The sequence below is a fragment of the Aquirufa sp. ROCK-SH2 genome, assembly GCF_054558315.1.
This window is the reverse complement of the sequence record NZ_JBPXKB010000003.1, coordinates 515,538-538,371: the sequence shown is the minus strand read 5'-3', so window position 1 is coordinate 538,371 and position 22,834 is coordinate 515,538. Positions and strand designations below refer to the sequence as shown.

Here is a 22,834-nt window from a genome sequence, read left to right as displayed (position 1 = left end):
ATTAAGCGTTAAAATCAGACTTTCCGCCTGTTTTATAAAGTAATTTTGTCTCTTTAATTATAATCCCTTTTGAAACAGATTTACACATATCATAAATCGTCAATGCCGCCACACTCGCTCCAACCATCGCTTCCATTTCAACTCCTGTTTTTGCAGCCAAACGACAAAGACAATGAATTTGCAATGAATCTTCCAATACTTCAATTTCAAATTTGCAAGCATCTAATCCCAAAGGATGACAAAGAGGAATCAAATCTGCCGTTTTTTTCACAGCCATGGTCCCAGCTAAAATAGCAGTTTGTAAAATGCTACCTTTTTTATTTTCCCAGCCTATTTTCACAAAACTATCTACTACATCCTTGCCTAGCCATACAATTGATTGAGCTTTTGCTTCTCGAACTGTTTCTGATTTATGACTTACATCTACCATTCCGGGTTGACCAGAAGGATCCAAATGTGAAAATGTATCTCCCATGACTCAATTTTTAAAAAATAAAAAACAAAAATACATCAGATTGAATCATTTTACTGATTTTTTTTCCAAATTTATGTATGATTAAAAATTCCGCCATGATAAGTCCTGAAAAAGCTTTTGAAATAATTCATTCAATTCCCCTACCTGAATCATATCAAACTTTAGCCATCGAAAATTGTATTGGATATCCATTAGCTGAGAATATTTTTGCAGATAGAGACTTTCCTCCTTTTGATCGAGTTATGATGGATGGAATTTGTGTTGAAGATTTTGGTCAAAATGAATGGCCCATTGAAGCCATTGTATTTGCTGGTGAAAAACAAATCGAACTTAAAAATCACTCTGCAGCTATTGAAATAATGACGGGTGCGGCATTACCGAAAAATTGCACGACCGTCATTAAAATAGAGGATCTAGATTTTTTAGAAAAAGAAGGTTCAAAATGGGTAAAATTAAAAGATGGTATTTCGGCAGAAAACAATCAATTCATTCATTATCAAGGGATGGATGCCAAAAAAGGCGAAATAATTGTTTCAAATCAAACTATACTTGGGCCCATTGAAATCGCATTAGCCGCTTCTGTCGGTAAAACAGAATTAAAAGTAGTGGCAAAACCCAACATTGGCATTTTCTCCTCTGGCGATGAAATAGTAAATATATCTGAAACGCCATTAGACCATCAAATTCGAGTTTCGAACTCAGTGATGATACAAGCGAAATTAAAATCCTTGGGATATCAAACAGAAATCGCACATTTAATTGATGAGAAATCAAGCATTTTCAATACCTTGGAAAAAGCTCTACTAAAGAACGATATTTTGCTTATCTCAGGTGGTGTATCTGCTGGAAAGAAGGATTTTTTACCAGAGGTTCTTAATGAATTAGGTTTTGAAACCCTCATTCATAAAATTGCGCAAAAACCTGGAAAACCGCTTTGGGTTGGAAAAAATAAAGAAGGGAAAGTAATATTTGCATTCCCTGGAAACCCTATATCGACCTTGGTTTGTTTTTATGCCTATTTTCTTCCTTGGATTCAGGAGAAAGAAGTTTTTATGGGTAATATCAATTGCCATAAATTATCCAAAGCATTTGAAAAATTAGGACATTGGATTCCAGTTCAACAAAACAAGGAAAATGGTTTTTACGAAAGATTGACGCATAATGGTTCTGGCGATTTAATTCATTGGCAAAAAGCCGACGCCTTAATTTATCAGGCATCAAATTCAATCCATACATCTTTACCTTTTATTCCGCTAAAATAATGAATATGGAATTAATCCTTCATCAATTTAATCTTCCTTTAAAACATACATTCACGATTACACATGAATCTAGAGATGTGCAACCAACGCTGATTGTAGAATTAAAATGGCATGGTAAAAGTGGTTTCGGCGAAGCAACGGAAACGCCCTATTATGGAGTCAGTATGGATAAAATGATCAATCAATTGAATAACATTTTACCTCTTTTACCTAATGATTATTTACCACATCCCAATGATTTTTGGCAATTAATGTCCAAAGAATTACTCGATGATCACCCCTTTGCACTTTGTGCATTAGATGTGGCTTATTGGGATTTATGGGGCAAAACACACAATAAAAAACTATACGAAATTTGGGGATTAAGTACCGAAAACAACCCCATCACTGATTATACCATTGGCATTGACACCATAGAAAAAATGGTTGAAAAAATGAAAGAAATGCCTTTTCCTTTGTATAAAATCAAATTAGGCACTGAAAACGATATTGAAATCATCAAAGCTCTTCGTATAGAAACCGAAGCCATTTTCAGAGTAGATGCCAATACCGCTTGGTCAGCAGAGCAAACCATACAATTTGCTCCCGAATTAAAAAAATTAGGTGTAGAGTTTATTGAACAACCTTTGAAAGACAAAGATTGGGAAGGAATGAAACTCATAAAAGCACAATCTGTCTTACCAATCATCGCTGATGAAAGCTGCATTTTAGAAGAAGATGTAGAAAAATGTGCTAATTACTTCGATGGGATCAACATCAAATTGATGAAATGTGGAGGAATTACTCCTGCATTAAGAATGATTCAAAAAGCAAGAAAATTGAATCTTAAAGTCATGGTGGGCTGTATGACTGAATCAACCATCGGTTGTTCGGCAATTGCCCAATTATTACCCTTGCTGGATTATGTCGATATGGACGGTTGCCTGCTAGTCGATGATCAAATATCAACAGGCATAAGTATCGAATATGGCAAAGTAATTTATTCTGAATTGGCTGGAACGGGAGCAAATTTGAAATAATATGACGAATTATAGAATTACCCAAAATTGTTTACCTGAAAAAATCATCCAATACCAAGGAGAAAATAAAATTTGGTTGGGAGGAACCAATTATTTAGGGATTGGTTTTCATCCTTTGTTTCAAGAAAAATTAAAGAAAGGAATCGAATTATTTCCTCAAAACTGGGGTAGTTCAAGAAGAAATAATTTACAATTAGATATTTGGGGGAAATTTGAAGATCAACTTTCAGAAACATTTCCAGGAAAAAGTGTTGCCTTGTGTTCTTCTGGAATGGCAGCCGCACAAACAGCCCTGTATTTTATTCAAAAAAATCATCCACAATTAAGTCCCAATTTAGCACCTTTCACTCATCCTGCATTATGGATGCCTCAGGCAGAAGTTGCGAAAGGAACTTATAAAGACTGGGCCGAAAATATTTCTCAAACGAATAATCAATTATATGGTTCTGATGGAATTGGGGCACCTATTGTTCAAGAATTTGAACTAGATTGGACAAAAAAAACAAGTCCCAATTCATTTATTGTCATAGATGAATCACATCGATTTGGATTAAAAAACATTCATTTAGAAAGCCCGAGTACCTTAATTCAAACAGCTTCTCTTTCAAAAGCCTATGGAATTCCTGCTGGAATGATCATTGGTCCTAGAGATTGGATAGAAGAATTAAAAAAAGATCCATTTTGGGTAGGGACCTCACCTCCCAATCCAGCCTTTATATATGCCAGTTTAAATGCACAAGAAGCATACGAAGAACAAGTTGCCTTACTTAACGAAAGAATTCAATACTTTCAAACCTTGTTACCTATTTCCTCAACTAGTGCTATCCAAAGGGTAGAAAATTATTCCGGATTCAGTTGCAAAGAACCCGAACTTTTTCAACACTTATTAAAGGATGGATTTTTAGTCAATCAATTTGCCTATCCAAATCCGAATGCCCCTGCCATTTGCAAAGGCATTATTCACCCCCTTTTGTCAATGGAGGAAATTGAGTTATTAGCCAATTCGTTTAACAAATTTCAGGCTTCTTTATAAATTAAAATTACCCTAATTCCTTCGCTTTTTTATTGGAATACCAAAGAACAATAAAGCCAAAAGCTACGGCTGGAATAGATAATTGTTGACCCATATTTAAACTTAACTGATTTTCAAATTCACTTTGATTTTCTTTCAAAAACTCATAGAAAAATCGAAGTGTAAATAAAATAATCATAAAATAGGCTGTCATTAATCCTTCTTGCGTTTTTTCCTTTTTCTTATTCCAAAACCACATTAAAAAGGCAAAAATCACTAAACACGAAAGTGCTTCATATAATTGCGAGGGATGTCGCGGTACAACATGACCTAAATCGCCCGTTGAAAACTCTAAATCTCTAAAAAAACGAAATCCCCAGGGTAAATCCGTTGGTTTTCCAACAATTTCGGAATTCATTAAATTTCCCATTCGGATAAAAAATCCACCTAAAGCAACAGTTGGAACAACACGGTCGGTAACGTACAAATAAGACTGACTTGGGTTTTTACGTACATATAAATAAAAAGCTGTAAATAAGCCAATGGCTGCACCATGAGAGGCTAATCCAGAAAAAGGGGGAGTAATCATTTGAAGAAAAAACTTACCTGGATTTTCTTGAAGTAAAGGAAATTCATAGAAAAAATAGTGTCCTACCCTCGCCCCTATCACTGTAGCTACCATGGCATACATCAATAATTGATCAGCTTGTTCAACAGGTCTACCCTCCTTTTTAAAAATATAACTTAATACTTGAAAACCAGCTAAAAATGCTGTCGCAAAGCATAATCCATACCAACGAATGGAGAAACCGAATAAATTAATTATTTCTGGATCAGGATTCCAATCAACGAACGTGATGATCATATTCAATAAGGTGTTTTTTCAGAAGATTAAATCAAAATTAAGACAATTTTAATGAATTATCTTCATGAAAAATTATTTATGCACCTTTCGTAAAATTTGAAAACTCACTTTTTTAATCACTTTTGCAGGATATAATTTATGAGGAAAGCCCATTGAATAGGCATTTAACCCAATCATAAATAATAGAATAGTAAAAATAAAGGCTTTTTTTGACATCCGTTTGTTGAATTGATGGACAAATATATAAAACAAATAGTACTTTGCAATACAAGGTACTATAAATTATAAAATTTGTTTTAACACAAATTGTATCCAAGATGCGCCGATTCGTCGACAAGTTGCATTTTCAAATGATTTTTTTGAGATATTTGAGCACAAATCACGAGTGTTACGTTTAAAACTAATTTTAAATTCAAAAAAACATGAAAAACATTCTTTTAAACTCCGCCTTTATCCTTTTGATTGGTATGGCATCTTGCTCCAAGGAGGATGCTTTAAATCCAACAAGTCAAAGTCAAGAAATTCCAACAGCAGTTGTACAATCTGTTACCTCTGCGTTTCCTACAGCTCAAGTAAATTATACTGTTATCAAATCGAATAGTTTATATGGAGCTGATGTACAGACGACAAGTTCTGGTTCTGATAAACAATTAATTTTAGATGGTTCTGGCAAAATCAAAGAATCTTCTACTCAAATTAATCAAGCAGATTTACCAAAAACAATCTCAGATTATTTAGAAGCAAATTTCAAAGGGTTCACCTTCGGAAAAGCTTTCAAAAAAACAACGGGTACAATTGGCTACCGAGTTGACATTCAATTTAATGCTGAGCGTTATTCTTTATTCTTCGACGAAGCAGGAGCTTTGGTTTCGCAAATCAAAGGAATGGCAGGCAAACAAGGAGGAAAAGGAGAACGTCCTGCCCCTGCTGCAACGCAAGTGGCTTTAGCTGATCTTCCAACAGCTGTTCAAACAGCGCTTGCTGGGTACACATTTAAAAGTGCCGTTGTCATGGTAGATAAAAATAATGTAACAAGATACCATGTACATGCCGAAAAAGACGGAATTGTTTATGATTTAGATTATGATTCAACTGGAAAATTACTTGAATCGCATCAAGAGAATGGCAAAGGTGCAGTTGTTACTAAAACAGAACTAACAGTTTTGCCAAATGAAATCAAAACCTATTTGAATACAAATGCCGCTGGATGGGTTCTGAAAAATGCAGTTATAATCAAAAAAGATAGTGTTGCTATTCATTACCACGTTGTAGTAACAGTTGGTGGCAATACATTAACTTATATGTTTGATGGTAATTACAATGCAATTCAAAATGCAGGAAAAGGTCCAAAAGACAACCCTACTCCTCCAAATTATGTTGTAACAGAATTAACCAAAACTCAATTATCTGCTGCAATTATCACTTACCTAGACACCAATTACGCTGGCTGGACTTTAGATAAAGCTGTTAGTATTTCTAAAGATTCAATTGTTGATGAATATGAGGTGTTTATTACGTTGAATTCAAAGAAATACAAAATTGAGTTCGACGAAACAGGAAAATTTGAAAGTGCTCGCTTGTTATAATAATTAGGTTTATTTGTTTTAAAAGGCTTGCAATCGCAAGCCTTTTTTTTGTACTTTGTTTCATGCAAGATATTGAACCATCTTATCAGTGGGAAAGCATTTATAATGCTTCACATGATCCAAAATCACCTTTCTTTGGCAGAAAATATTCTCAAACAACCTATGAGAATGATATTTATGGATACTATATTCATCCACTTTGGGACGAAATTGATTCCGAAACACTTTATTGTAAAATCCTGTTTACAGATTATCAAAATAAATATACAATCATCGAATTATTTGGCGAGTGGAATGATACATTACACAATGATATCATGCTTTTAAAAAGAAATGTGATTGATCATTTAATTAACCAAGGAATTAAATATTTCATTTTAATTGGGGAAAATGTTTTAAATTTCCACGGCACATTGGAAGATGATTATTATGCTGAATGGTTTGAGGAGGTAGAAGAAGGGTGGATTGTTGGAATTAATTTTGCCGAATTTGTTACGAGAGAATGGACTAAATACAAATTAGATTATTATATCAATTTTGGCGGAAGTTTAGATTTTGAAAATTGGAGAACTGCAAAGCCTGAAATTTTATTTTCAGTTGTTGACCAAACCATTGCAAAACGCTTAAATTAAATAAAGAGCAGGACAATACTTTCAAGCAATCATTTAACTTTACATTTTAAACAAATTTAATATTATGAAAAAATTACTTACAATCGCATTGCTTATGATTAGCATGTTTTCATTTGCGAAAAAAACGGATTCTAGATATTACGAATTAAGAATTTATTATTGCCATCCTGGTCGTTTAGATGCTTTAATTACTCGTTTCACGAACCACACGACCAAAATTTTCGAAAGACACGGAATGACCAATGTTGGATATTGGATTCCAAATAAAAACGAAAGTAATGCCCTTTATTACATTCTTTCATACCCAAGCCAAGCAGAAAGAGATTCTTCTTGGAAAAAATTTGGAAGAGATCCAGAATGGAAAGAAGTTTCTAAAAAATCGGAAGAAAGTGGTAAAATTGTGGCGAAAGTGGAAAGTATTTTCATGAAAGCGACTGATTTTAGTCCAAAAATCAAACCATCGTCCAAAGGAACTGATAGAACTTTTGAAATGAGAACATATACTGCTACTCCTAATAATTTGGAAAATGTATTAAGTAGATTTAGAAATCATACAGTCAAACTTTTCAAAAAGCACGGTATGCAAAATATTGCTTATTTCACAACCATTGAAAAAGACCCTAATGCACAAGGAAAACTACTTTATTTCTTGGCTCATGATAGTGAAGATGCAGGAAAAGCTTCTTTTGATAGTTTCAGAAAAGATCCAAATTGGATTAAAGTAAGAGATGAATCAGAAAAAAATGGAAAAATTGTAGAAAAAGTAGAATCTATCTACATGCATCCGACAACTTTTTCGACTATCCGATAAAAGCTTTATATCTTTGTGGGCTAAACACCCACAAAGATTATTTATGCAGTGGATTAAACAAGGGTTAATTTTTGATAAATGCCATGCCCAAGTACCAATAGTTGATACGAATCATGACGGATTTTGGAGAATCTATTTTTCAAAAAGAATCAATAGAGGAAATAGTCAACCAAATTTTATTGATGTTGAATCAGGCAACCCACAAAATATTCTTCGGGAATCACCAAAACCCATATTAGAATTAGGTGCTAGAGGTTCTTTTGATTGGGCAGGTATTATGCCAACTGAAATTCAACAAGTTGGAAATGATAAGTATCTGTTTTACATCGGGTGGTCCAATCGTTTAGATGTACCTTATCACAATAATTTAGGACTCGCAATAAGTCAAGATCAAGGAAATAATTACAAAAAATTCTCATTAGGCCCTATTTTTGCTACTTCTTACATGGAACCCGGATATGTAGGAACAATTTCCATTATTCAAAAAGATTCAACATTTTTTGGATACTATCTTTCATGTCGAACATGGGAAGAGCTAAACGGAAAAATAGAACCTATTTATGATATCAAAATCGCTCAATCCGATAATCTAATCGACTGGAAGCCATTAAATATTAGTGCAGTTGCTCTAGAAAATCAAGAAGGTGGTATTTCGAAAGCATCCATTTTAAAAATGAATGACACTTATTACCTTTGGTATGCAGTTCGAAATAAAACGAATTATCGAGAAAATATATCTGATAGTTACCGAATAAAATGTTCCATCAGTGAGAACCTGATTGATTGGAAAAGAATTGACAATTTAGGTTTAGATATCGATTTAAGTTCAAACTGGGACAATCAGATGGTTGAGTATCCACATGTTTTTGAATTCGAAAACAAAATTTATATGTTTTACAATGGCAATAATTTTGGAGAAACAGGATTCGGATATGCTATTTTAAGCGATGAAAATGGATTTTAGTAAGTGGGACAAACATCTGTATGGGTATCCGAGTTTGAGTAAAAAACCCAAATTAAGTATCTGCTTAATTACATATAACCACGAAGAATATTTCGAAAACTGTATTGAAAATATTTTATCTCAAAAAATAAATTTTGAAATAGAAATCATCATTGGAGAAGATTGTTCAACCGACAATACAGCAAAAATTGTAGAAAAATATGCTTTAAAGCATCCAACTTTAATAAAAGCATTTATTCGACCTATAAACTTAGGTGCGAAAACAAATTTCCTTCATTGTTTTTTTCAATGTAAGGGAGAATATGTACTATTCATTGAAGCAGATGATTACTTCACAGATGAAAATAAATTACAAATTCAAGTAGATTTTCTTGACAAGCACCAGAACACTTCTGCGTGTTTTCATAATGCTCTAATCGTTTATGAAGACAATTCCAATAGAAAATCAGAATATATAAATTCCTCTGACCAAAAAATTCTGACAGAAACAAAGGATTTTTTCAAACAAAAAGAAACCTGGTTTATGGCTACCGCAAGTGTTATGATGCGGAGAAAGTATGTTGAAAAATTGCCTGAATGGTTTCTAAATTGTAAGAGTGGAGATATCCCAATGTATGTCATATTGGCTGAAAATGCACCCATTGCTTACATCAATAAAACGATGTCAGTTTACCGTAAAAATTTAAATGGACAAAGTTATACAGACCATACTCATTCTATCGATTTCATTAAAAATAGAATCTATATGTATTCGAAATTAAACGGATACACGAATCAAAAATATCAAGTGCTTATAAAAGCAATTTTATCTGATTATTATAAAATGGCCATTTCATGCCAGACTATCAAACCATATCTTTCCAAGCGAATCTTTTACCTATTAAAATCCTATTGGCAAGTTCCACCTAAAAATAAAAAGGAGCTATTTGCAGACATAAAATTTTATTTATTCTCTGAAAAATTTCTAATTAAATACCTGAACCTTCGAAGTAAATTGAATCAATTTTTCAAAATAAGTCAACCATAAAATATTAATTGTATTTTTTGGAATTTCAATGATTAAATAGGATATTTAAAAGAATTCAAAAAAACCTATTTAATACATGAAAATCAGTAAAAATTTGCGCCCTTTAGGTGTCGTGTTTCTTTTTGCGTTTCTATCACTTTCTATCTTTTCATTCAACTTTTTACCAAGCAATCGCTGGGCAAATATCTTATTAGATTCCTTGACTGAAAGTGAAAAACGCCTACCTCAAAATGCATTAAAAGGCTTAAAAATATTTCCAGGATTAGAAATAAACTCATTTGCCACCGAGCCAATGCTTCAAAATCCAACTAACATGGATATTGATGCAGATGGAAGAATTTGGATTGTTGAGGCATACAATTACAGACCTAATATCAACGGAAATCCAACAACGCCCAATGGTGATCGAATATTAATTCTAAGCGATACCAATGGAGATGGAAAAGCGGATTCTCAACAACTATTTTATCAATCCAAAGATCTAAATGCACCTTTAGGAATTGCTGTTTTAGATTCCATGGTCATCGTTTCGCAGAGTCCATATATCTGGAAAATGTTCGATGATAATCGAGATGGAAAAGCAGACCGCAAGGAAATTATGTTTCAAGGAATTGGAGGGGAACAACATGATCATGGTGCTCATTCATTTACTTTCGGCCCAGATGGAAAACTTTATTTCAACTTTGGAAATGAAGGAAAACAGTTATTAGATGCAAATGGAAAGCCTGTTTTGGATCAAGATGGAGATCCCATTGGACCTAAAAAATACAGACAAGGAATGGTTTTTCGTTGTGATTTGAATGGAAAGAATGTAGAAGTATTAGGTCATAATTTTAGAAATAATTATGAAGTAGCTCTTGATTCTTATGGTGCCCTTTGGCAATCAGATAATGATGATGACGGTAATAAAGGTGTAAGAATTAATGCGGTTTTTGAACATGGAAATTATGGGTACACGGATGAAATGACAGGAGAAGGATGGTCGGTTAATCGGACGAATATTGAATCTGAAATTCCTTTACGCCATTGGCATTTAAATGACCCAGGCGTTGTCCCCAATTTATTGCAAACTGGTTCGGGTTCTCCTACGGGCATTTTAGTTTATGAAGGTAAACTTTTACCTGCTGTGTTTCAGAATCAATTAATTCACTCTGATGCTGGCCCTAATGTTGTTCGTAGTTATGGAATAAGTAATGCTGGAGCAGGATTCAAAGCACAAATTAACAATATCGCAGAAGGTACCAATGATCAATGGTTCAGGCCTGCCGATGTTTGTGCAGCGCCTGATGGTTCTCTTTTTATCGCTGATTGGTATGATCCTGGCGTAGGTGGACACCAAGCTGGCGACCAAGTAAAGGGTAGAATTTATCGAATTGCTCCCAAAGGTCATGCTTATCAACCTTCAAAAATCAATCTATCAAATATTGATGCGGCTTTGCAGGAACTAGAAAATCCCAACCTGTCTAGAAGATATTTAGCTTTCAACCGATTGGTTAAAGGTGGAACGGAAGCTTTGAATAAACTAAAAAGCGTATTTTATCATCATGCGAATCCACGCATACGCGCAAGAGCCTTTTGGCTAATCAACCGAATGAGTAATAACTCTACTATCATAACAGAAGCAAGTAAGGATTCAATCCCTGAAATCCGAATGATGGCCATCAGAGCTGCCAAACAATTAACTTTTGGCAAATGGAAGCCAATCGCAAGGGAATTAAGCAAAGATGCGAATCCGCAAGTTAGAAGAGAGTTAGCTATTGCATTAAGACATAATTCTGAACCTGAGGCCAACAAAATTTGGGCGGAATTGGCTTTACAACATGACGGACAAGACAGATGGTATTTAGAAGCTTTAGGTATCGGTGCAGATGACATTTGGGATGGACGGATAAATCAATATTTAGCATTGGAAAATGTCCAAAATTCAAAAGGATTTTCGGATATCATTTGGCGATCACGTTCAGAAATAAGTTTACCGCATTTATTCGGTTTTCTTGAATCAGATAAAAATTTGAACGAAAAATTGAGATATTTTAGGGCCTTGGATTTCGTTAAAAGTGATTTGAAAAATCAAAAATTGATTCAATTAATGTCTGGCAAATTTAAAAACGACTTAAATAGCCAATTGGTCACTCTTCGACATTTGAATGCTAGCTATATTCAAAAAAACAAAGAAGCGAAACAATTAGTCATTTCATTATTACCCAAAACATCGGAAAATGAATATTTAGAATTAGTCACTAAATATGAAATTGAAGAAGAAAAAAATCATTTACTTCAACTTATTCTTCAGAGAAAACAAAGCAGAAAAGTGGGTCAAGTGCTTTACAAATTAAAAGGTGGAGCTGAATTAATTCAATCTGAATTTCCAAAACAAGATGAAAAAGGAAAAAGCTCTATCATCGAGTCTATTCGATGGACTGGTACAATTCCATCCATTCAAATGCTTTTCGGAATTATGCTCAATCAAGACTATTCATTATCCATTCGTAGAGAAGCAGCCACAGGAATTGGAAATTCGTCCAATGGAGAAGATTTTGTGTTGAAAATTTTGAAAGAAAAAAGTGTTCCTCAAAATTTAATACCATCGGTCGTGGAAAGTGTCAGCAAAACGTGGAGAAAAGCCATTCGTTTAGAAGCCAATACTTATTTAGGAAGCAGTAACAATAGTCAAACCACCAAAAATAAGCACCCTGAATTGAATGAATTGATTAAAATGAAAGGAGATGCGAAAGCAGGTGTGAAGGTTTTTGTCAATCAATGCTCGATGTGTCACCAAATATTTAATGAAGGCATCGACTTTGGACCTAAATTAACAGAAATAGGCTCAAAATTATCGAGAGAGGGACTTTATATATCTGTATTTTACCCAAATTCTGGTATTGGTTTTGGTTATGAAACTTTCGAATTAATCACAAAATCTGGTGAAACCTATCAGGGAATCATTGTTTCAAAAACTGAAACAGATATAGCATTGAAAATTCCAGGAGGGATCATTCAAAATTTTAAAACTTCGGCCTTAAAATCAATCAAACAATTACCTAACTCATTAATGCCAGAAGATTTAGCCAATCAAATGAACACAAAGGACTTAACTGACCTTATTGAATATTTATCAACTTTAAAAAAGAAATAACATGGATCGTCGATCATTTAGTCAATTATTAAGTGGTGGTTTATTAACTACGGGTTTGAGTACTAATGCTCAAGCTAACAACTTGGTAGAAAATCAAGCGCCTTTTAGCTTGAATTATGCTCCGCACTTTGGAATGTTTAAAAATCATGCAGGCGATGATTTAATGGATCAGCTTAGATTCATGCATGAGATGGGTTTTCGTGCTTTGGAAGACAATGAAATGGGTGGAAGAAGTGTAGAAACACAAACAAAGGCAGGTGAACTTTTGGCCAAACTTGGTATGGATATGGGTGTATTTGTTGTCAAATTTGATGGATTCTTTGATAAACAACACATGACAACTGGTAAAAAGGAATGGACAGAGATTTTCTTAAACGCATGTCGTAAATCTGTAGAAACAGCAAAACGCGTTAATGCTAAATGGATGACAGTTGTTCCAGGTAATTTCACAAGAGATTTACCGATGGGAATTCAAACAGGACATGTCATTGAGAATTTAAAAAGAGCAGCGGAAATTTTTGAGCCGCATAATTTAACAATGGTATTAGAACCATTGAGCGATAACCCAGATTTATTTCTAAGATATTCCGATCAGACTTATATGATTTGTAAAGCGGTAGGTAGTAAGTCATGTAAAATCTTATTTGATATGTACCACATGCAAAGAAATGAAGGCAACATGATCAAGAACATGGATTTATGTTGGGATGAAATCGGATATTTGCAGATTGGGGATAACCCAGGAAGAAAAGAGCCAGGAACTGGTGAAGTGAATTATGCGAACATCTTCAAACATTTACGTGAGAAAAACTTCAAAGGTATTTTAGGGATGGAACATGGTAATTTCCATGCAGGAAAAGAAGGTGAAATAAAATTAATTGAAGCTTATCGAAAAGCCGACAAAGGATATTAATTTGGAGTTCTCAAAAATTAATTAGACATTTGCTTAATTAAACGTTTAAGCAATTATGGAATTAATTTTCAAAGCACTCAATGACCAAACGAGAAGAGAAATACTCACATTTTTGATTCAAGGCCCTCAGAATGCGGGTAAAATTGCACAACAATTTGATATGACAAAACCGAGTATTTCTCATCATTTGGATTTACTAAAACAAGCCGATTTAATCCAATCTGAAAAAAAAGGACAATTCATTTATTATTCTTTATCGAAAAGCAGTTTTGAAAAAATAAATCATTGGTTTCAAGAATTCACTAAACATTTTGAATTCCCTAAACCAAAAATTAGACTTTAATATTAATTGCCAATAGAAGCAAAAATTGTAAATTCGCTAAATTTAACATTGTATCAATGAGTTTCCACTTACCAACATCTGCCCAAGGATTAAGCCCATATTTATCTAAAAACACCATCGGAGTAGGAATTACGCAATTACCTAAGAGAAATCTGTTTCAATCGATTGGAGACTATTTTGCAGAAAAATCAGGCAATAAGCGAATTTCCTTTGTGATTGTTGATGAAGCAGGAATTAAGATTTTACATTTTCGTGGAGAAAGTTTAATCGAAAATTGGGAAATCTCCTTTGATAAAATCAATCAATTATCCGCCACAAAATCGAGTACCGACGATGGGGTTATTTCAACCATTAATTGCCAATTAGATGAAATTATCTCTACTGACAAAAATGGCGTACACAAAACCAAATCACATTCCATCGTGATTTTACCTTGTTATTTTGGATTTAACTTGACTCAATTGAATTCCCCAACAGATATTCAATGGGCGAATGACAACAGAGAAAAAATTAGTCAATTTCTAAAGGAAAAAAGCAAATAAAACGTACCTATTTCCTTCTCTATTTTTAATCTTCGGCTATTTTTTTATTCACCTGAATATTAAATAATTCTTTGGAAGTATAAGCAACAATACTTACGAGAAATAAGGTCACTCCCGCACCTAATAAAACGGATGTGACTGTCCCAAAAAGCTTCGCAGCTAATCCAGATTCAAAAGCCCCCAATTCATTGGAAGAGCTTACAAAAATACCATTCACTGAAGAAACACGCCCTCGCATTTCATCCGGAGTGTAAAAACGTAAAATAGTTTGTCTAATAACTACACTCACTGAATCGAAGGCACCAGTGAAAAATAAAGCAACCACAGAAACCATAAAATTAGTGGATAAACCAAAAACCAAGGTTGCAAGCCCAAAACCCATGATTGCTAAAATTAAATTCCTCCAAGCTTTTTCTAGCGGTGGAAAATAAATCATGAAAGCCATGGTCAGAACCGCTCCGATTGATGGAGCTGCTCTCAAAATCCCTAAACCCTCCGCTCCTACTTTCAAAATATCCTCCGCAAATACTGGTAAAATAGCGATCACTCCGCCAAAAAGCACAGAAAACAAATCCAACGAAATGGCGTAAAGGATGATTTTAGTTTTAAATACAAATTGAATACCTTCTTTTAAACTATGCCAAATAGATTCATGCGTAACTGTTTTAACAGGAACCGGTCGATTTTTAATAAAAAACAAAGATGTCATCACTCCTATCAACAAAAAAATAATTGTCAACAAGGAGTTACTTAAACCTAAATATGCGTAGAGAAACCCAGCGACTCCAGGACCTAAAATAGCACCCAATTGCCAAAAGGAACTGTTCCAAGTAGCAGCATTGGCAAATACCTCTTTTGGAACTAAAAATGGATTCAAAGAAGAAGCTGCAGGAGAGAAAAAACCTTTGGACAATCCAATTAAAAATATGACAAAATAAATGATATAAATATGTGTGGAGGAGCTAGCCTGCGTTAATTGTACACTTGAATAAAGCAATAAAACGGACCCAAGAATGATAACGAATAAACTTATCTGCATAATCTTTTTCTTATCTCGATTATCCGCATAATGTCCACCAAATAAAGCCAAAGATATATAGGGCAAGGCTTCAGCCAATCCAATTAACCCAAGTGCTAATGGATTGTGAGTAATTTTATAAATTTCATAGGAAACGATGACTTCTTGCATCAAAAGAGCCATGGTAAACAAGGTATTGGCACAGACAAATGCTCTAAACTCCGCGTATTTCAATGCGACATAAGCATCCTTATTTTGAAAAAAACTCATAGATGAAATAGATTATTGGACTAAAAAAAGCTAACTCTCCAACCCATCTCTGCTGGATCGAATAAGCAAAATAGTGAATCCAAACTTGCAAACAAAACGTTATGACAAAAGGAATAATTAAGTCTATCGTGTGGATTTCAACATTTTCAAAAAATACCCATCCGATAATACTTAAAAATATTAGTTCAATACCTATTAAAATGAAATTCCAATTTTTCGTTTTTTCATCCTCCAAACTGCTGAATAAAACTAAATTTTGAAATACGCACAGGTATAGCAAAACAAAAAAAAGACAAAAATCCTCATTAATTCCCGTCTTAAACAAAATAGACGCGCTAATACCTAAGGTGTAAAAAAATGCGGTAAAAAACTCTTTAGAACCTAAAACATATTTAAATAATCCACGCCACCAAATAAACCAATAAAAAACCACTCCAATTAAAATTGCTACTCCAATTTTAATTAAGTATAAAGGAAGAAAAAATAGATTGATAATAGATAATACGATTAAAATTAGGATGATTGCATTGATGAACTTTTGATGTTGATATTGAAAAAAGTGACGCTCATCTTGAGGAATATTTTTTTTCAAATCAATTCTACGATCGACTAAATAAATCAACCAAATAGCAAGTAATAGGGCTAATATATGTGAATTGGGAGGAATGGTATGACAAATAAAATGACTCCCAAAAAGTTGATACAAGATTGCCCCAACAACTACGTCTAAACTAATCAAATGCAGGTACTTAATAAGTCGCATTTTTTGTTTGTTGAACACTAATTATATCCCCAATTTTGATATTTCCCAAAGTCTTTGGTACAAATTGTTGGCCAAAATATACCTTCCCTCCAAAATTGCGATATTCACTAAGACCTTTTAAAATTTCCTTGGAAATAACTCCTGATTTTGGATTTACATTAACCAAATTACATCGAGCACAAGGTTTTGCGCCAAATAATTTTACCTCACCTATATTTATCTCTTTCCAAGTATCTTCTACATAGGCTTCATCATTTGAGACAACAATATTGGGCCTAAAACGCATCAAACTAAACGAACCTACTTTTTGTGCCAAATCATTTACTGAAGCTTCTGAACAAAGTAAAATGGGCAATGAATCTGCGAATGAACTTTGATTTGATACATTTGTTTGATATTTTTCTTTGATGATTCTAGGAGATTCCTCGATCAATTTTACCAATCGAATCGGCATTTCTAATAAATCTGAAAAAAAATCAGAAAAATCCTCTTCGACTAATTTAGCCTTCACTTGATCATCCCAGATTTGAACATCAATTAAACTACCTAAGATGGGGGTAAAACTTAATTTTTTCCGTAAATGGGAAACCTTATCAAGGATTTCAATCCCGCTTTGATCGGGAAGAAAACTAAGATGAAATCGAATTAAGCTTGGTAAGGTTCTTTGAGAAATAAACTTTCCATTTTCATCTATGAGCATAAATCGACGGTCATGCTTTAAGCCTTTTTCATCTATAACTGAGGAAGGCAAAGAAATAGCTCCTAAAGATTTTATGGGATAAATGTACAAACCACTAACTTTCATTTCATTCATAATGTAAAAATAGAAATTTAACATAGAAAATAACCCAAAGAAAGCCAGAATTCAGATAGACTACCCTTACTTATCGGCTAAAGGCAAGAATAATTGATTCAAATTAAGTATGTTTGTAATTGGAATCTATTTTTTATTACCTATGAAACTATCAGGCAAAAATATTGGCCTTTTTATAAGTCTATCATTATTTTCTATTGCACAAATTTCCGCACAAACCAATCTAACCTTGGAATCGGCCATTGAACTTGGATTAAAAAACCATTATTCTATTCAGGTTTCAAAGAAAAAAGAGATTCAAGCGCAAAATGACAATACATTAGGGAATGCGGGATTCTTACCTACGATTACTGGAGTCGCGACAAAAAACTATACTGTATCAGGAATTGATCAAGAGTTTTTTGGTGGATTAAGACCTCCATTGGTACAATCAGGCGTTAATTCTAATTCTGGAAATGCAGGTGTAAACATGGCCTGGACCTTATATGACGGCAAAGGAATGTTTATTTTAAGAGATCGATTTGCTGAATTACAAAAATTAGGTGCCAAGCAAACTGAAACGACTATTGAAAATTTAATCGCGCTAATCAGCACATCTTATTATGAAATTATTCGTCAAAATTTAAGAGTCAATAACTTTAGAAAAGGTTTAGAGATCTCAAACGATCGACTAAAATTAGCGAAAGATCGCTATGAAGTGGGCCAAGGTTCAAAAGTTGATTATTATTCAGCTCAAGTAGATTTCAATGAGGACAAAGCTGCATTGTTGGCACAAGAACAATCCTTAATGAATACAAAGATTGGATTCAATACCTTATTAGTGAGGGATCATTCGACAGATGTTTCTATTAACACTGGTATTGAACTTTTTCCAAAAATCAATTTAGAAGAACTGAAAGCACAAGCTTTACAACAAAACCCAACCTTAATGTCGGCTATTTTAGCCAAAAAGGTTGCTGAATTTGATATCAAAAATTTAAAAAGTCAGCAATACCCACAAATCGACTTACTTGCTGGATACAATCTTAATTCAGTAAAAAATGGTGCTGGATTTGGGGTTGAAAAAGGCTCATCTGACATTTTAAATTACGGATTAAGAGCTACAATTAATATTTTTGATGGAAGCAACCAAAAGCGTCGAATTCAAAATGCTAAAATCAATGCAGAAATTGCTGAGCTACAAATTGAAGATTTAAAAAACAATTTATTATCGTCGATTGAAAAGGCATTCATATCCTACGAAAATGCCTTAAATCTGATCAATTTAGAAACTGAAAACTACGCAATTGCCAAACAAAACATCGACATTGCATTTGATCGTTTCAAAGTTGGAATCGCAACTTCCTATGAATTAAGAGAAGTTCAACGAAATGCTGTGGCAGCCGAAACAAGATTGATTGAGGCAAAATTCTCCGCTAAAACAGCTGAAATTGAATTGATTCGTTTGAGCGGGAAGATCATATAAAAGAGGTAAGAGGTAAGAGGTAAGAGGTAAAAGGTAATAGACCGATGGTTGAGGGAGTAGAAGTCAAGGGTCGAAATAATTTCTCTTATCTCTTACCTCTTACCTTTTACCTCTTACCTAATAACCTCCTCCGTATTTAGCTGCTGTTGGTATAAATCAAAGTACAAACCTTCTTTTTTCATAAGGCTTGTGTGATTTCCTGATTCTTTAATTTCTCCATCTTGAAGAATAAAAATCCGCTTAGCTAATTTGGCAGAAGAAACACGATGAGAAATAATCAAACACGATTTATTTTTCATCAAGGATTTCAAATTTTCTAAAATCGTATGCTCCGTATGCGTATCCACTGCAGAAAGACAATCGTCTAGCACCAACATCTTGGGATTCTTAGCTAGGGCTCTTGCAATGCTGACTCTTTGTTTTTGGCCACCAGAAAGCGTTACTCCTCTTTCACCTAAAATGGTTTCAAACTTTTCTGGAAATTCAATGATATTATCATAAACATCTGCGTTTTTGGCAGCCTGTTCTATTTCTTCCTGACTTAAATTTTCTTGACCAAATCGAATATTTTCAGATATACTGGTGGAAAACAAGAATACTTCTTGAGGAACAAATCCCAAATTTTTACGCACTAATTGAATATCCCAGTCTTTCAAATCTACTCCATCCAATAAAATTCTACCTTCTGAAGGATCATAAAACCTTGCCATTAATTGTGCCACGGTACTTTTACCCGACCCTGTAGTTCCCAACATAGCAACCGATTCTCCAGGTTTAATCTCAAAATTCACCTTTTTAAGCACAAGTGTATCCGTCCCAGGATAAGCAAAACTAACATTTTCAAAAAGCCAATGCCCTTCTATTTCTTTTGAAATTTGTAAACCAACTTCCATTTCAGAACGAGCATCTAAAAATTCATTGATTCTTTTTTGAGATGCTGCCGCTCTTTGGATTTGTGAACTTGTCCAACCTAAAGCGGTAACCGGCCAAGTTAACATAAACACATACATGATAAATTCTGCAATATTACCGACCGTCATTCGTCCTTCCATCACCTCTTTGGAACCAATAAAAACGACAAATAATGTACTTAATCCAACAAGCAAAGAAATCATTGGAGTAAACAAAGAATCAATTTTGACTAAATCAAGTGATTTTTTACGGTAATTGGCAGAGGCATCAGCGAAGGACAAAATAGACTCTTTTTCACGAACAAAAGATTTTAACACTCTGATTCCCGAAAAAGCCTCTTGTGCAAAAGTTGAAATGGAAGATAATCCAGCTTGTATTTCCTCCGATTTCTTCATAATTAAGGAATTGATGTAATAAATACTGATGGATAAAACAGGTAAAGGAAGTAAAACATACCACATCAATTTTACATTGACCTGATACATATAGTAAATCACTAAAATAAAGACACTAATTAAATTTAAGCCATACATGATACTAGGCCCCACATACATACGCACTTTGCTAACATCTTCTGAAATCCGAGCCATTAAATCGCCCGTATTTTGTTTCCTATAAAAGGAAAGTGGAAGCGTTTGATAGTGCTCATAAATCTCATTTTTTAATTCGTATTCAATATGTCTCGACATTACAATCAAGGTTTGACGAACCAAAAACAAAAATACGCCTTTGATCAAAGCCATCAACACGATCAAGCCACCATAAAAAAATAAGGTTGTGGCAAATACTTCATAAAAAGCAGTTTGAATTTCAAATCCTTTGAATAAAAAATACACATGAATGGTATCTGTGACCAAATCAAGTGCAAAACGGATTAATTGGGCAGGAACAACACCAAAAAAATTGGAACAAAAGGTAAAAATGATTCCCAAAATTAGTAACCATTTGTACTTCCAAAAAAACTTATTCAAATGACTCAGCGCTCCCATAATAAATTTACTTCCCACAAAGATAGAATGTTTATCAATTAAAATTCTTAAATTTGTACTTCAAAAAAAACACAACGGTCTTTATTTTCGAATGGTAAACAGGAGATTACTTAGAGTAAAAACATTTCAAGCTTTATACGCTTATCATACTCAAGAACGCGCACAATTTCAATTGGCTTATGATGAATTAGGCAATATTTTTCAACCTGATTTATCATTAATGATAGCCAAAGAAGATCAAATGCCGAAATTAGAGGGTTTGAAAAAACTGGCAGAAATCCAATTAAACGAACTTTTTCAAGCAATTCCTTCCGAAGAAACCATTCCGAGAGAAGCTTCTGATGCTGCGAATTCTGTCTTTCGTGTTTATCATCAAGAACAAAGAAAAATCGCGAACCGACTTAAAAAAGAAATGCTTCAAGAGGTGGAGAACATTTATGTTCAATATCTAAAAATCCTTTTTTACATTCAATCCATTTCAGAAATTGCATTTTGGGACGAAAACAGAAGGTTATTAGAAAACCCAATCAAAACATCTCTTTTAGGTAAAAACAAGATTTTAGCCATTTTACCAAAATGGTCTGACCTTCAAAACGAAATAAAAAAACATCATATTGGTTGGTCGGAAGATGAAGAAAATCGATTAAAAAAAGTATTTATTGAAGGAATCTTAGTCGACAATCAGTTTGTTGAGTACTTACCCAACGCGGGCAAAAGCTTTCCAGATGATTTGGAGATGGTGAAATACCTATTGAAAACTTTTATTTTAAAACACCCGATTATGACGGAGTATTTTGAAGAAAAAGATTTAAATTGGCATTTGAATAAAGATGTAGTAAAAAGTCTTTCAACTAAAACTTTTAAAATTGAAGCTTTAGAAGATTTACAATTACAAAATTTAGCGATTCAATGGGAAGATGATAAATTGTTTTTTGAACAATTATTTGAAACAACGGTACAAGAAGACAAGAACTTAGAAACTTGGATCGGTGATCAAACAAAAAATTGGGAAAATGACAGATTAGCAATGTCTGATTTAATTATTTTAAAAATGGCCATTGCAGAAATGATTAACTTCTCTAGTATTCCTGTTAAGGTTAGCATTAACGAATACATTGAATTAGCAAAAGACTATTCAACTCCGAAATCTGGACAATTCATCAATGGTGTTCTTGATGTAGTTTCAGCCAGATTAATAAAAGAAAATATAATTAAAAAATCAGGTCGAGGTTTAATCGACATAGCCAACAAATAATTATGAGCAGATCTTCCAAAACCTTTTGGGCATTTTTAGTAGGTGCAGCGACTGGCGCAGTTTTAGGTATTTTATACGCACCAGATAAAGGAGAAAATACAAGAAGTAAATTGTATTTTCAATTAAATAAATACCGTGATCAGTTGAAGCAATTGATCAATGATATTGTTGAAGGAAAAGAAATTCCAGAAACAATGGCAAAATCAGAAGGAAAAAAAGTGGTGAATGACACAAAAGTGAAAGCGGAAAAATTATTGGAAGATGTGGAAAAAATGATGAGTCAAATCAAAGCGAAGCCATAATATGACAATCCTACGCTTATTTTTCATTCTTATTTTAGCGGGAACGATTTCCTGTACCAATAAGCAAAAAGAAGAAGCGAGTGCTACTGAAAATGCGATACCTTTAGAATTAAAGCCTACGGCAGAAAAAAAACCGATCATGAGATTTGATCAACCCTTGGTTTATTTGGGTAAAATCAAACAAGGAGACAAGGTTTCATATACGTATCATTTTAAGAACAAAGGTAATCTTCCATTGAAAATTGTAACCGTAAATGCCTCTTGTGGTTGCACCACTCCAAAATGGAGTCAAAATTTGATACAACCTGGTAAAAAGGGATTTATCAAAGTCACTTTTGATTCTAATGGAAAAGAAGGCAAATTACTAAAAACCATCACCGCCTATTGCAATACTATTCCAATGGACAACTCGGTAGGTTTTAAAATTGAAGTATTAGTTCCCAAAAAATAAAACAAACA

The 22,834-nt window shown here is 33.7% G+C and carries 23 protein-coding genes; 16 read left to right on the top strand and 7 right to left on the bottom strand.

Going from position 1 to position 22,834, the window contains the following annotated elements:
• Position 1: 1 nt before the first annotated feature.
• The gene (gene moaC / locus V7S79_RS09455; RefSeq protein WP_459490339.1) at positions 2-475 is read right to left on the bottom strand and encodes a cyclic pyranopterin monophosphate synthase MoaC; all 474 of its coding nucleotides are present in this window, start codon (positions 473-475) and stop codon (positions 2-4) included.
• 77 nt (positions 476-552) lie between these two features.
• Here moaC and V7S79_RS09450 point away from each other — a divergent pair, with 77 nt between their 5' ends.
• From V7S79_RS09450 to V7S79_RS09440, 3 genes are read left to right on the top strand one after another with little or no spacing between them, the layout of a single operon-like run.
• Positions 553-1,737 carry a molybdopterin molybdotransferase MoeA gene (locus V7S79_RS09450; RefSeq protein WP_459490338.1) on the top strand — a complete coding sequence of 395 codons (1,185 nt, stop codon included), beginning with the start codon at positions 553-555 and terminating at the stop codon, positions 1,735-1,737.
• A 5-nt stretch (positions 1,738-1,742) separates the two neighbouring features.
• A complete protein-coding gene (locus V7S79_RS09445) occupies positions 1,743-2,756 on the top strand; it encodes a dipeptide epimerase (protein ID WP_459490337.1) in 1,014 nt (337 codons plus the stop codon).
• Position 2,757: 1 nt separating this feature from the next.
• Complete coding sequence (locus tag V7S79_RS09440) at positions 2,758-3,789, top strand: aminotransferase class I/II-fold pyridoxal phosphate-dependent enzyme (RefSeq protein WP_459490336.1); 1,032 nt, start codon at positions 2,758-2,760, stop codon at positions 3,787-3,789.
• Between the two features lie 7 nt (positions 3,790-3,796).
• On the opposite strand, the gene lgt is transcribed toward V7S79_RS09440, so the two are convergent.
• Positions 3,797-4,633, bottom strand: a complete 837-nt coding sequence (gene lgt, locus V7S79_RS09435; protein WP_459490335.1) for a prolipoprotein diacylglyceryl transferase — start codon at positions 4,631-4,633, stop codon at positions 3,797-3,799.
• A gap of 72 nt (positions 4,634-4,705) precedes the next feature.
• Entirely contained in the window at positions 4,706-4,849 is a 144-nt protein-coding gene (locus V7S79_RS09430) for a hypothetical protein (protein WP_459490334.1), read from the bottom strand.
• Between the two features lie 206 nt (positions 4,850-5,055).
• Here V7S79_RS09430 and V7S79_RS09425 point away from each other — a divergent pair, with 206 nt between their 5' ends.
• From V7S79_RS09425 to V7S79_RS09385, 9 genes are all read left to right on the top strand, one after another.
• A complete protein-coding gene (locus tag V7S79_RS09425) occupies positions 5,056-6,219 on the top strand; it encodes a PepSY-like domain-containing protein (protein ID WP_459490333.1) in 1,164 nt (387 codons plus the stop codon).
• Positions 6,220-6,281: 62 nt separating this feature from the next.
• A complete protein-coding gene (locus V7S79_RS09420) occupies positions 6,282-6,851 on the top strand; it encodes a hypothetical protein (protein WP_459490332.1) in 570 nt (189 codons plus the stop codon).
• A gap of 64 nt (positions 6,852-6,915) precedes the next feature.
• A complete protein-coding gene (locus tag V7S79_RS09415) occupies positions 6,916-7,662 on the top strand; it encodes an NIPSNAP family protein (protein WP_459490331.1) in 747 nt (248 codons plus the stop codon).
• A 43-nt stretch (positions 7,663-7,705) separates the two neighbouring features.
• The gene (locus V7S79_RS09410; protein WP_459490330.1) at positions 7,706-8,626 is read left to right on the top strand and encodes a hypothetical protein; all 921 of its coding nucleotides are present in this window, start codon (positions 7,706-7,708) and stop codon (positions 8,624-8,626) included.
• Positions 8,610-9,653 carry a glycosyltransferase family 2 protein gene (locus V7S79_RS09405; protein ID WP_459490329.1) on the top strand — a complete coding sequence of 348 codons (1,044 nt, stop codon included), beginning with the start codon at positions 8,610-8,612 and terminating at the stop codon, positions 9,651-9,653. Before V7S79_RS09410 ends, V7S79_RS09405 begins: the two co-directional genes overlap by 17 nt.
• Positions 9,654-9,729: 76 nt before the next feature.
• Positions 9,730-12,789: a PVC-type heme-binding CxxCH protein gene (locus V7S79_RS09400; RefSeq protein ID WP_459490328.1), complete on the top strand. Its 3,060-nt coding sequence runs from the start codon at positions 9,730-9,732 to the stop codon at positions 12,787-12,789.
• A gap of 1 nt (position 12,790) precedes the next feature.
• Positions 12,791-13,702: a hydroxypyruvate isomerase family protein gene (locus V7S79_RS09395; RefSeq protein WP_459490327.1), complete on the top strand. Its 912-nt coding sequence runs from the start codon at positions 12,791-12,793 to the stop codon at positions 13,700-13,702.
• Between the two features lie 55 nt (positions 13,703-13,757).
• Positions 13,758-14,045, top strand: a complete 288-nt coding sequence (locus V7S79_RS09390) for an autorepressor SdpR family transcription factor (protein ID WP_459490326.1) — start codon at positions 13,758-13,760, stop codon at positions 14,043-14,045.
• Positions 14,046-14,101: 56 nt separating this feature from the next.
• On the top strand, positions 14,102-14,587 hold the full coding sequence (locus V7S79_RS09385; protein WP_459490325.1) for a hypothetical protein: 486 nt from the start codon (positions 14,102-14,104) through the stop codon (positions 14,585-14,587).
• A gap of 25 nt (positions 14,588-14,612) precedes the next feature.
• On the opposite strand, the gene V7S79_RS09380 is transcribed toward V7S79_RS09385, so the two are convergent.
• From V7S79_RS09380 to V7S79_RS09370, 3 genes are read right to left on the bottom strand one after another with little or no spacing between them, the layout of a single operon-like run.
• Positions 14,613-15,875 carry an MFS transporter gene (locus V7S79_RS09380; RefSeq protein ID WP_459490324.1) on the bottom strand — a complete coding sequence of 421 codons (1,263 nt, stop codon included), beginning with the start codon at positions 15,873-15,875 and terminating at the stop codon, positions 14,613-14,615.
• A complete protein-coding gene (locus V7S79_RS09375; protein WP_459490323.1) occupies positions 15,856-16,638 on the bottom strand; it encodes a hypothetical protein in 783 nt (260 codons plus the stop codon). The genes V7S79_RS09380 and V7S79_RS09375 overlap by 20 nt, the downstream gene beginning before the upstream one ends.
• The gene (locus V7S79_RS09370; protein WP_459490322.1) at positions 16,625-17,452 is read right to left on the bottom strand and encodes an MOSC domain-containing protein; all 828 of its coding nucleotides are present in this window, start codon (positions 17,450-17,452) and stop codon (positions 16,625-16,627) included. Before V7S79_RS09370 ends, V7S79_RS09375 begins: the two co-directional genes overlap by 14 nt.
• Positions 17,453-17,561: 109 nt before the next feature.
• On the opposite strand from V7S79_RS09370, the gene V7S79_RS09365 reads away from it, so the two are divergent.
• Complete coding sequence (locus V7S79_RS09365; RefSeq protein WP_459490321.1) at positions 17,562-18,917, top strand: TolC family protein; 1,356 nt, start codon at positions 17,562-17,564, stop codon at positions 18,915-18,917.
• A 113-nt stretch (positions 18,918-19,030) separates the two neighbouring features.
• Here the strand turns inward: V7S79_RS09365 and V7S79_RS09360 are convergent, their stop codons facing one another.
• Entirely contained in the window at positions 19,031-20,836 is a 1,806-nt protein-coding gene (locus V7S79_RS09360; protein WP_459490320.1) for an ABC transporter ATP-binding protein, read from the bottom strand.
• Between the two features lie 73 nt (positions 20,837-20,909).
• Here V7S79_RS09360 and nusB point away from each other — a divergent pair, with 73 nt between their 5' ends.
• The 3 genes from nusB to V7S79_RS09345 are packed head-to-tail and all read left to right on the top strand — an operon-like array spanning position 20,910 to position 22,826.
• Positions 20,910-22,073, top strand: coding sequence for a transcription antitermination factor NusB (nusB, locus tag V7S79_RS09355; RefSeq protein WP_459490319.1), 1,164 nt, complete (start codon positions 20,910-20,912; stop codon positions 22,071-22,073).
• Positions 22,074-22,075: 2 nt separating this feature from the next.
• Complete coding sequence (locus V7S79_RS09350; RefSeq protein WP_459490318.1) at positions 22,076-22,375, top strand: YtxH domain-containing protein; 300 nt, start codon at positions 22,076-22,078, stop codon at positions 22,373-22,375.
• Between the two features lies 1 nt (position 22,376).
• Positions 22,377-22,826, top strand: coding sequence for a DUF1573 domain-containing protein (locus V7S79_RS09345; protein WP_459490317.1), 450 nt, complete (start codon positions 22,377-22,379; stop codon positions 22,824-22,826).
• Positions 22,827-22,834: the final 8 nt, after the last annotated feature.